The following is a 9,063-nucleotide window of genomic DNA, read 5'->3' on the forward strand; positions in this document are numbered from 1 at the left end:
GTAGTGCGGACTTGAGTCCGCTGAGATTGGTTGGTAGTGCGGACTTGAGTCCGCTGAGATTGGTTGGTAGTGCGGACTTGAGTCCGCTGAGATTGGTTGTTAGTGCGGACTTGAGTCCGCTGAGATTGGTTGGTAGTGCGGACTTGAGTCCGCTGAGATTGGTTGTTAGTGCGGACTTTAGTCCGCTGAGATTGGTTGGTAGTGCGGACTTTAGTCCTCTGAGATTGGTTGGTAGTGCGGACTTGAGTCCGCTGAGATTGGTTGGTAGTGCGGACTTGAGTCCGCTGAGATTGGTTGGTAGTGCGGACTTTAGTCCGCTCTCCGGTGGCGGACTGAAGTCAGCTTTTCGGGACTGTTTTTGTTATGCTAATCGACTGAACATTATATCATACTAAATCAGCGTTAAAAACCGCCGAACTAACTCGGCGGTTTTTAACGCGATGTAACCTAAAATAATCTGATGTCCGCTGAATTTCCTCCGTTTTACCCGCCATCAAAAAGGTTCGATCGTTCGGACGAATAGTCAATGGTCATGGATGCGGACTGAAGTCCACACTACAAACCATATTTTCGGAGATTGTATAACTGTGTAAAATCAGTCGTGTGCTTGTGCGCTTTACTTTTAAAACAGCGTTAAATTAGCCTTTATATTATTCCAAAATACTGCATAAATGCGGACTGAAGTCCTCACTACAAACTTGGTTTTCGGACTTTATATAGCTGTGTAAAATTCGTAGGTGCTGGGGCGCACCTAACTTTTAAAACATCGTTAACTTAGCATTTATATTTTTCCAAAATACTGCAATTTACGGACATTTTTCCTAAGGAATCAGTGAAGGTAACTTCATCTTTGTAATGCCGGGGCGTTTGCATCAGCAACCGCCAAGCTTCCCCAGCATCGATTAAATTCATTCGTTCGGGATAGTGAACGTTTAACAATTCTTGCACCATCGGGTAATAGTCGGAGTTAATGCTGGGGAAAATGTGGTGCTCTGTGTGGTAAGAGAAATTGAAGTGCAGCAGGTCAAATATTTTAGGAACCCGCAGCGAAGCACTATTAATCAGCGGGTCATTAATGCTGGTCATCCGACAACCCATATGGTTGGTGTAGATGTAAAACATTGCTCCTGCATGACCGATCGCGATCGGCAAAATGTATGCCAGAATAACTTTAATCGGGTTAAAGTCTAGGTAAAACAAGACGCCCAGATGAATTCCCAAGATTCCGAGACATTCTAGGGCGATCGTCAATCTATCTTTCGCGCTAACTGTAAAGGCTGCCGGTACGTAATCCACAGATTTATCGTTGAATAACAACACTGAAGACACGTTGCGGAAGTTATGCACCGCCCACGATCCAGCCATTCCGACAATCAACCACAGCGGATTGACTTCTACCGAGGGTACAAATAGATTTTGAATCCATTTTCCCCAAGTATCCGGTTGCTGGTGCAGGTAATTGCGATCGGGGTCTGCTAGGGAATTGGTGGTATTGTGGTGTACGAGGTTGTGCAGGGATTTCCACTGAGTTGGCGGCATCAATAGCATACTCAGGCCTAAAAAGGCGATCGGATAAGTCAGGCGAGACTTTTTCTGAACGCTACCGTGCATCAAATCGTGGGAGCTAAATAGCAAAACTATGATACTATTGCCCATAATCGCGGCTAAAGGTAAGTAAAGCCATAAAAAATACACAGACCAGCGATCGAGATAATCGGCAATTCCCCATCCCAGCAAGAGAATTCCCAGATTGATTAACAGAATTCCTAACTTGCTAGGATCGGGTTCAAAAGCATCTGGCGGCAGCAGCGGACGCAATTTTTTAGCATATGCCGATTGGTGAATTAGCGTTTCGCGATCGACACTCTTGTCTAAAGTAATGAGCATTTTTTCAGAATTCATTTTTTGCTAATAACACCGTAATGTCAGTCAGATTATTTTTCCTGTTTTAATTATATCTGCTTTGGGATAATTTAGAATTAACATTTTTTTGGGAAAATACAATTTTTATCCTGAGATTATCCATACCATAAAAATGTAATTACTGGAAAATTGTAAGTCCGAGCTACTTTTATAGCCATCAAATTTAGGCGCCACAATACATCCTATTTTTAGAGGTTTTGTATCTAAAAAATGAGAATTAAATAACTTACAATTTTTATTTTTCTTGTGGGATGGGCGTCCCGCCCGTCCCACAGATATGTATAGCCTTTCTCAAAAAGGTTCGCGGACGTAGTTGGGCTTGGGCCCTCTGAGTTTATTGGTTATATAAGCTGTCAGTCATACCTCATCTTTCTGAGAACCGCTATATGTGTAAATTATTAATTCGCGATCCTAATATTATCTCTAATTAATCACCTACAATGTTATTTTGTAGCACAAATTGTAGTTTCTTAGCTAAAAACCGACGGAGAGGACTGAAGTCTTCACTACAAACTTTGTAGTTTTTTTAGCTAAAAACCGACGGAGAGGACTGAAGTCCTCACTACAAACTTTGTAGTTTTTTTAGCTAAAAACCAACGGAGAGGACTGAAGTCCTCACTACAAACTTTGTGAGAAAAAGATGTTCTTTCTGAAATTGTATTCAACAGCAAAACTGCCAAATGTAACTCACCTAAAATTGTCCGTTACCTTGAACAATTTCTTTAATTGTTGTCAGCGTATCTAGCCCGATTAATCCCCGACGATAGCCTTTTTGGTTGGACATTCCCAAAAATATCGCATCTCCGCGATTTTGATAGCGCCAAAACCGAGGCGAGGCATTAATAAAAGTTGAGGCGCTGTTGACATCGAGAGCAAATTGGCGGCTTTCTAAATAAGATTCCGTGGCGATCGCGTCAGCGTGGCCGCTGCTGTAGCGGTTAATCCAGCCGATCGCGATTTCCAAACTATCAACAACTTTAAACGCGATGGTTTTGTTTAAATAAGGTTGAGTCCACTCGTAGGGTTCAGCCAGCTTCAACTCGGGGAAATCTGCGACGAGATCGGCATCTGCGCTAATTTGAAAGCCTTTTTCTTTTAAACTGTTCCACAGCCTGACTAAGGAAGAAGGCTTTTGGTTGCGATCGATCAGCACTTTCTCGATCGCGTTTACCGGATCGGGTACGCTTTGATGGCTGTCCAAAATCATCCACCTTGCCATCTCCAAACTACCAGTCGGCGACCAATAAAGGTAGCAATTGCCCATTGCCGATCGCAACACCGGCGCCGTGCACAGCCTTACCACCTGCTGCACCAAACTCGGTCTGCCGTAGGGAATAATTAAATTGAGATATTGGTCTTGAGTAACTAAATCGCGGATCGAAGCGCCCCGATCCGGCGGCAGTACCTGCAAACATCCTGACGGCAAACCGACCTCATCGATCGCCGAAACCAAGGCTTCTCCAATTACAGCATTAGTTTGCCAGCTTTCGCTGCCGCCTTTGAGAATCAAGCTGTTGGCGCTTTTGAGACACAAACCTGCCGCGATCGCCCCCAACTCGGGAAACGCCTCGTAAATTAGCGCGATCGCCCCCAGCGGCAGAGACTGACAGTATACCTGACAGCGATCGACCTGATAAGAAGCATTGATCACCCTGCCGATCGGATCTGGCATTTCCCCCAAGCGTTGCAAAATTTGGACAGTTGTCTTGATCCTTTCCGGCGTCAGCTTCAGCCAGTCCACAATCAAGTCGGGAATCGCCATGTCGCGACTCGCTTCTAAATCCAGAGTATTGGCTTCTAAAATCTCATTTTGTCGGCGTTTGAGGGCGATCGCCATGGCCTGCAAAGCAGCAGCGCGATCCGTACTCTTGGTTGCCGCCAACTCCATAGAAGCTTGATAAGCGCGGCGGGCGACATTTGCCCCCTCTGATGAATGGCTAAAATCCTCTATTATCATTTCACTAACGCCTGTAAGCCAGCCATACCATCAGCGCCGGCAGCATTGCTAACAGCACGGCCACCATTGCCCACAGAATAATATTCGGGCCCGGTGAGTGCAGCGCCAGAGGCAACCAAATCAGTAGCGGCACCAAAATCATCCCCAGGGCCAGCGGCAAGTAGTGGGCCTTCAAACCCGGATGTGCTCTGTGCCACTGGTGGCCCGTCCACCGCCAAGCCTGCTTGTAAGGATAGTTGGTTGATAGTTGCTCAATGACGTGTCCGTTTTCCTCCAATACAAATATTTGCTGACAGCGGTTGCAGCCAAAGGCTTCTGTCAGCGTTATGGGTACGAGACGGCCGCGGCGCCGGCAAGGGCACGGGTACTCATCGTTTAAGTCAATCTTGGGAGCTTTTTGAGATGGCACGAGCGATCGGATAAAACAAGCGTTTTTGCAAAAATAATCGTTAACATATCCATTTAATCAAACTTGTCAATACTGCCTTGGACTGGCTTTTCACTGCCTGTTGCGAGCGATCGCCCTAGCGGCAATTTTGACTTACAAGTTCTGGCTTCAATTTTACCACTAACTGAGCTATTCTCAACAACCGTTAGGAGGATATCCAAGAGCTTTTTCCTCTACTTTCCCCTTGCTTTTATTTTTTCGATTTTTTAAAGCGGGTGACGCGATTCGAACGCGCGACATTCACCTTGGCAAGGTGACGCTCTACCACTGAGCTACACCCGCATTTGCTGCGGTATTAATAATATTGCCTCACTGCTCGGAATTTGTCAAGTGTTTTTTGTAAGTTTTTTTCAGAAACTCGCTCCGGCGCACCCGAATGCCTCTCCCCGCCGGAAATTGCAGCAACCAGATTGTTAAAAAAATCAGTAATTGCAGTGCTTTTGACCGCGATCCGCCGACTGCAAAGCTACAATCAAGCTGCAATTGTGAGAGAACACTGCTCATGTCAGACTTAAATCGCGGAATCATGAAGTTCAAGGGAGCTGACAGCCCGATCGCGATCGCCATTTCAGCGATCGTCATTGCTGGCGGCATCGGCGTCCTAATCTGGTGGGCGCTCCAATCAGCCTACGCCTTCAGCTAACAGACGAAAAGAACCTAAAAATTTAGAAAGCATTGCTCAGAAGACAGAATTTTTTTTATGGAATTCTGTCTTCTGTATTTTTTTTGCCCTCAGACAGCACTTGCCAAACAGTTGTACGGTGCTTATCCTGAGCTTGATGACTTTCTCGTAACTTAGTTAATATGCGATCGACTGTCTTAACCGTAGCTCTTCTGTGTTTAGCCACGCCTGCTGTTGCCACAACCTGCGAGGAAAGCTTCCAAAAAAAGGGAGACTTTTTCAATGGTGCCGCCTTTTCTGCGCGCGTTCAGGTTGAGGGGTTAACGGTAGAAAAAGCATTTTCCCAATTGCGACCCATTTTAGCCCGGGAGGGTATCAAGACTGTCAGCACCGATGTCAGTATGGGTACGATGAAAGCGGAAAATCCCGCAACAGCATTTCAGCGTGCTTTGCCGATCGATGTATTTGCCTCACAGGATGGCAATCTATTAAATGTCGAGATGATCTTTACCCTTCCGAGTGGGGTGACTGCCAGCAGGGACACTGTGAAAAAATACTTGTGCGGTGCGCTAAATCAATTGTTGCCCAAAAGTACCAGTACAAGGACTTCTGCCACACCCCAACTAAATTCGGCATTGCATTAATTCGATCGCTCTTCTTGAAAATATCTACGTTAATCTGCGTTAATTTGTGATTTCCTCTTCCTGCGCCAACGCTTGAAATATCATCGCGGGCGATCGATCTATCTGCTTCATTCGATCGCCCCTTCCCAATCATATCTATTTGAAATCAGCGATCGGACTCCTAAACGAGCTGAGCTGCTTCCAATTTTTCCGATGATTTCCCCGATCGACTACTTTTGTAGTACACTTGTAAGCAAAGCGCCAGAAGCGCGCCGTTATCAGACTCAAGTGTTTGCAAGGGTTGTATCGCAACAGAAATTTATGGCAAGTTTTCGGGACATCCTCAAATACTACAGCGGGTACTGGAAAATGTCGGTTTTCAGCATCGGTGCATCCAGCCTGTTTGCGATCGCCGATTTAGCTGTACCCTACGCGATCGGACAACTATTAAATGTATTGTCCGGTCAGCCACCAGACATAATAACCCAAAAATTGATCGCCGCGATCGCCTCACTTACCCAACAGTCACCCAGCAAAATATTATCTTTATCCGTCTTGCTGGGCTTGATTTTTTTGGTAACAGTCGCCCAAGCACCCGTACAGCCTTGGGTGGGGAGTTGGTTCCACTGGGCGCTACCATTGAGAGCAAGGCGCGATCGGATGAAAGGAGCGATCGGCAAAATACTCACCCTACCCCTAGAATTCTACGACGAAAACAACGCCGGCCGGATTTCCAGTCGCATCGCCAAAGGCATCGGCAACCATACTTGGACATACCCAGAAATTGCCGGTGAATTCATCCCGGAAGTCCTCCGCTTAATCGGCATCTTTGCAGTTATTTGGTTAATTGAATGGCGCATCGGCTTATTAATTTCAGTTTCCTTCCTATTTATCCTCGGTTTTACCCTCAAAGGCCTTCAAGGGCTGACTCAGCGAGAAGAAATTCTGGATGAATACATCGAAGATACTGAAAGTCGCAACTCGGAAATTATCACCAACATCAAAACAGTCAAAGCTTTTGCAACGGAAACTCGGGAACTAAAAAAGCAAACAACCAGACTCGATCGCGAGTTGAAAGTCGTAATTAACCGCATTCACAAAGGATACGTCACCCTGGGAACATACCAGCAAACGATCGTCCAGCTTTGCCTGTTTTCAGTTCTCGGTTTTAGCGTAGCAGCAACAGTCGCAGGCAAGATATCTCTGGGATATTTTGTTACGGTTTACACCTTGGCAAGTATGGCATATTCGCAACTGCGCCCGATTAGCATTATCGCCGAATTATTTGCCCGCCGCTATTCTTCAATGATCCGCTTCCACGAGTTTATGCAGTTACCAAACGGTATTGATGCGGTGAATTTAGCAGAAAATGCTGAATCCGCGCCACCTTATAGATTTAGCGGAAAAATTGAATTTTGCGGGCTGACATTCGGGTACGATAGGGAAAAACCTGTTTTGCAGGATGTCAATTTATTGATTCATCCCCGTCAGACTGTAGCATTAGTCGGGCGATCGGGTTCGGGGAAATCAACATTAGTGAAACTGCTGTTTCGGTATTTCGAGCCCAACTCCGGCCGCATTCTGATCGACGGCGAGGATATTTCCAGTTTAAACGTCACTGGCTACCGCAAGCGTTTAGCCATTGTCCACCAAGAAGTAGACCTGTTTAACGGTACGTTGCTGGAAAATTTGAAATACGGCAACCCGAAAGCAACTTTCGCCCAAGTTGAAGAAGCTTGCCGCATCGCCAAAGTAGATGATTTTGTGAGTTTGTTGCCTCAAGGTTACTATACCGTTGTCGGGGAACGGGGAATGCGGTTGTCCGGCGGTCAGCGGCAGCGGTTGGGAATTGCTAGGGCGCTGTTGGTGGAGCCGGACGTGTTAATCTTTGAGTAGCTAGGCAATACTTACCTTTCCAACCATTATTGCCCTACTTTCTAGACACTTTCTATTTACTTAACGTATTTGCGTTATTACAGCCGTTGAGTTAGCTTATTTATACGCCGTTGGTTTCTAGAAAGATTCTACACAACAAAAACCCGCCGGGCTAGGGCGGGCTAGATACTCTTCCTAAAGTGGGTACTTACTTTAGGTTCCTACTTCCTAGTACCCGTAGAACCAGGTACACCCACAATGTTTTAGTGGCAAGGGGTAGTTTATACATCGCATTTTCCAGTATCGTTGTCCATTGGCGTCAACAAAGCTTAGCCCCTCCTTGAGTTCCCACATCTGCCGGAACGAGCCTCTGCCCTGTTCAATCATCTCACCTGTGGTATAGGTGCGAGTCCAGAAAGGAGGAGGGGGATAGTAACCTGCGACTACAATCTCCGGCTCTGGAAGCGCGATCGCTTCAATCGAACTATGTGCATCTTTCGATTCTGAGTTTGTTACGTCCAGACCGGGAAACGAAATCGGATTGAGACATCCGTCATGCCGTACAGCACCAACAATACAAAGCTCGATTAGTTTGTCTACAGCCTCACTCATGTTGCCCTGTGCTTTCAAGAGAGCGACAGTGCGCCGCTACTCGAACCTTTCCTTTATTGTTTGCCCCGGGTTGTAGATTTCTGAGAGAGTTAGGGTGTCGTTTCATCTTTACTGAATTTGCTATGGTTACAAAAGGTTAAAGCCCCTGATTAAAGGGGCATATACTTTTGGGTGTTATGGTTTGTTAGTCTTCTGCGACGGGGTTGAAAAGTATGTTTGTCAACCTTTCTCCACGGCACTGGCGATACCAATGTATATCAACCCATTGCTTAGTCCCCGTCGAATTTGTTGTTACCAGTAACTTGCGCTTTCCCCTTAGCTGGTAGAATTTGCGACGCCATTCGATTATTTGAGGAAGAGTAAGTTCGCTACACACTATACTCTTTATGTGCTGCTCTTGAGAGTGGTCTATCAAAAGAATTTGCATTGCTAGCTTCTATTTGAGGTCTATTTCGTCGCGTAGAATCTTGCGGAATACATCATCGCAAATTTCGCTTAATTCAGCTAACTTTTGGGCGTCCTGACGGCGATACTCTTCAAGTATCACAATTCGCGTTAAAGCGTTTTCGACAGCCCTCTCTTTGTCGTCATTATGTTTTGGCAACAAATTCATTGCTAGCTCAACGAACTCTTCGATTGTCAGACCTCGAGACCACGCCTCAAATTTGATTTTAGCTACTAGCCTCGGCGATAGGTTGACACTAATTTTGGGATTACCAGGTCGTTGATTTGTCATTTGTAAATCCTATTTGAGTTTCGTGTAAGAAAGTGGAATGGCTTAGAACGGGATGGGTGGCTGTTGCTGGATTGATAGCCCATCCAGCAGTTGAACTAGGGGTTGTAGCTTTTTCGCAAGCTCGGCATGGTCATTTGTCAGTGCAACAAAGCTTGCATCTAGCGAATTTATTGAATCCCATATCTCGCGATGAGAAGCCGGACTGGCGCAAGCATCTTCTTCAAATTCAAGTAGCTTTGTCGCCTGTGAAGCCACTGTTTCGGTAAG

General features: G+C 45.9%; 10 protein-coding genes, 1 tRNA gene and 1 pseudogene. 4 read left to right on the top strand and 8 right to left on the bottom strand.

Features of this window, described 5'->3' with window-relative positions; translation table 11 throughout:
• The coding region (locus JGK39_RS31295; RefSeq protein WP_293308948.1) for a hypothetical protein at positions 1 to 395 on the top strand (395 nt) is incomplete at its 5' end.
• Between the two features lie 379 nt (positions 396 to 774).
• Here JGK39_RS31295 and JGK39_RS31300 read toward each other — a convergent pair.
• From JGK39_RS31300 to JGK39_RS31325, 6 genes are all read right to left on the bottom strand, one after another.
• Complete coding sequence (locus tag JGK39_RS31300; RefSeq protein ID WP_293260934.1) at positions 775 to 1,902, bottom strand: fatty acid desaturase; 1,128 nt, start codon at positions 1,900 to 1,902, stop codon at positions 775 to 777.
• A 712-nt stretch (positions 1,903 to 2,614) separates the two neighbouring features.
• Positions 2,615 to 3,880 (bottom strand): glutamate-5-semialdehyde dehydrogenase, encoded by a 1,266-nt coding sequence (locus tag JGK39_RS31305; protein WP_293260931.1) that lies wholly within the window; start codon positions 3,878 to 3,880, stop codon positions 2,615 to 2,617.
• A gap of 4 nt (positions 3,881 to 3,884) precedes the next feature.
• Positions 3,885 to 4,289, bottom strand: coding sequence for a hypothetical protein (locus tag JGK39_RS31310; protein WP_293186361.1), 405 nt, complete (start codon positions 4,287 to 4,289; stop codon positions 3,885 to 3,887).
• A gap of 53 nt (positions 4,290 to 4,342) precedes the next feature.
• Positions 4,343 to 4,489, bottom strand: coding sequence for a hypothetical protein (locus JGK39_RS31315; RefSeq protein WP_293260928.1), 147 nt, complete (start codon positions 4,487 to 4,489; stop codon positions 4,343 to 4,345).
• A 49-nt stretch (positions 4,490 to 4,538) separates the two neighbouring features.
• Positions 4,539 to 4,610 (bottom strand) — tRNA-Gly (locus JGK39_RS31320).
• Between the two features lie 27 nt (positions 4,611 to 4,637).
• Complete coding sequence (locus JGK39_RS31325; protein ID WP_293260925.1) at positions 4,638 to 4,832, bottom strand: hypothetical protein; 195 nt, start codon at positions 4,830 to 4,832, stop codon at positions 4,638 to 4,640.
• On the opposite strand from JGK39_RS31325, the gene JGK39_RS31330 reads away from it, so the two are divergent.
• The 3 genes and pseudogenes from JGK39_RS31330 to JGK39_RS31340 form a co-directional block, all read left to right on the top strand.
• The gene (locus JGK39_RS31330; protein ID WP_293260922.1) at positions 4,831 to 4,971 is read left to right on the top strand and encodes a hypothetical protein; all 141 of its coding nucleotides are present in this window, start codon (positions 4,831 to 4,833) and stop codon (positions 4,969 to 4,971) included. The genes JGK39_RS31325 and JGK39_RS31330 overlap by 2 nt on opposite strands.
• 161 nt (positions 4,972 to 5,132) lie before the next feature.
• Positions 5,133 to 5,594: a hypothetical protein gene (locus JGK39_RS31335; protein ID WP_293260919.1), complete on the top strand. Its 462-nt coding sequence runs from the start codon at positions 5,133 to 5,135 to the stop codon at positions 5,592 to 5,594.
• A gap of 300 nt (positions 5,595 to 5,894) precedes the next feature.
• A pseudogene (locus JGK39_RS31340) lies at positions 5,895 to 7,530 on the top strand (ABC transporter ATP-binding protein); the annotation flags it as partial.
• A 966-nt stretch (positions 7,531 to 8,496) separates the two neighbouring features.
• On the opposite strand, the gene JGK39_RS31345 reads toward JGK39_RS31340, so the two are convergent.
• Together JGK39_RS31345 and JGK39_RS31350 are read right to left on the bottom strand one after the other, a co-directional pair.
• Positions 8,497 to 8,796, bottom strand: a complete 300-nt coding sequence (locus JGK39_RS31345; RefSeq protein ID WP_293299161.1) for a hypothetical protein — start codon at positions 8,794 to 8,796, stop codon at positions 8,497 to 8,499.
• 42 nt (positions 8,797 to 8,838) lie between these two features.
• A partial coding sequence (locus JGK39_RS31350) for a hypothetical protein (RefSeq protein ID WP_293299163.1) occupies positions 8,839 to 9,063 on the bottom strand: 225 nt, incomplete at its 5' end.

Origin of the sequence: Microcoleus sp. PH2017_12_PCY_D_A (genome assembly GCF_020738565.1) — a bacterium.
Taxonomy (GTDB): Bacteria; Cyanobacteriota; Cyanobacteriia; order Cyanobacteriales; family Microcoleaceae; genus Microcoleus.

What these genes read in the sequence shown, in the direction of transcription:
- JGK39_RS31300 (WP_293260934.1), bottom strand. Translation starts at nt 1,902, where the DNA reads ATGAATTCTGAAAAAATGCTCATTACTTTAGACAAGAGTGTCGATCGC.
- JGK39_RS31305 (WP_293260931.1), bottom strand. Translation starts at nt 3,880, where the DNA reads ATGATAATAGAGGATTTTAGCCATTCATCAGAGGGGGCAAATGTCGCC.
- JGK39_RS31335 (WP_293260919.1), top strand. Translation starts at nt 5,133, where the DNA reads ATGCGATCGACTGTCTTAACCGTAGCTCTTCTGTGTTTAGCCACGCCT.
- JGK39_RS31345 (WP_293299161.1), bottom strand. Translation starts at nt 8,796, where the DNA reads ATGACAAATCAACGACCTGGTAATCCCAAAATTAGTGTCAACCTATCG.
- JGK39_RS31330 (WP_293260922.1), top strand. Translation starts at nt 4,831, where the DNA reads ATGTCAGACTTAAATCGCGGAATCATGAAGTTCAAGGGAGCTGACAGC.
- JGK39_RS31325 (WP_293260925.1), bottom strand. Translation starts at nt 4,832, where the DNA reads ATGAGCAGTGTTCTCTCACAATTGCAGCTTGATTGTAGCTTTGCAGTC.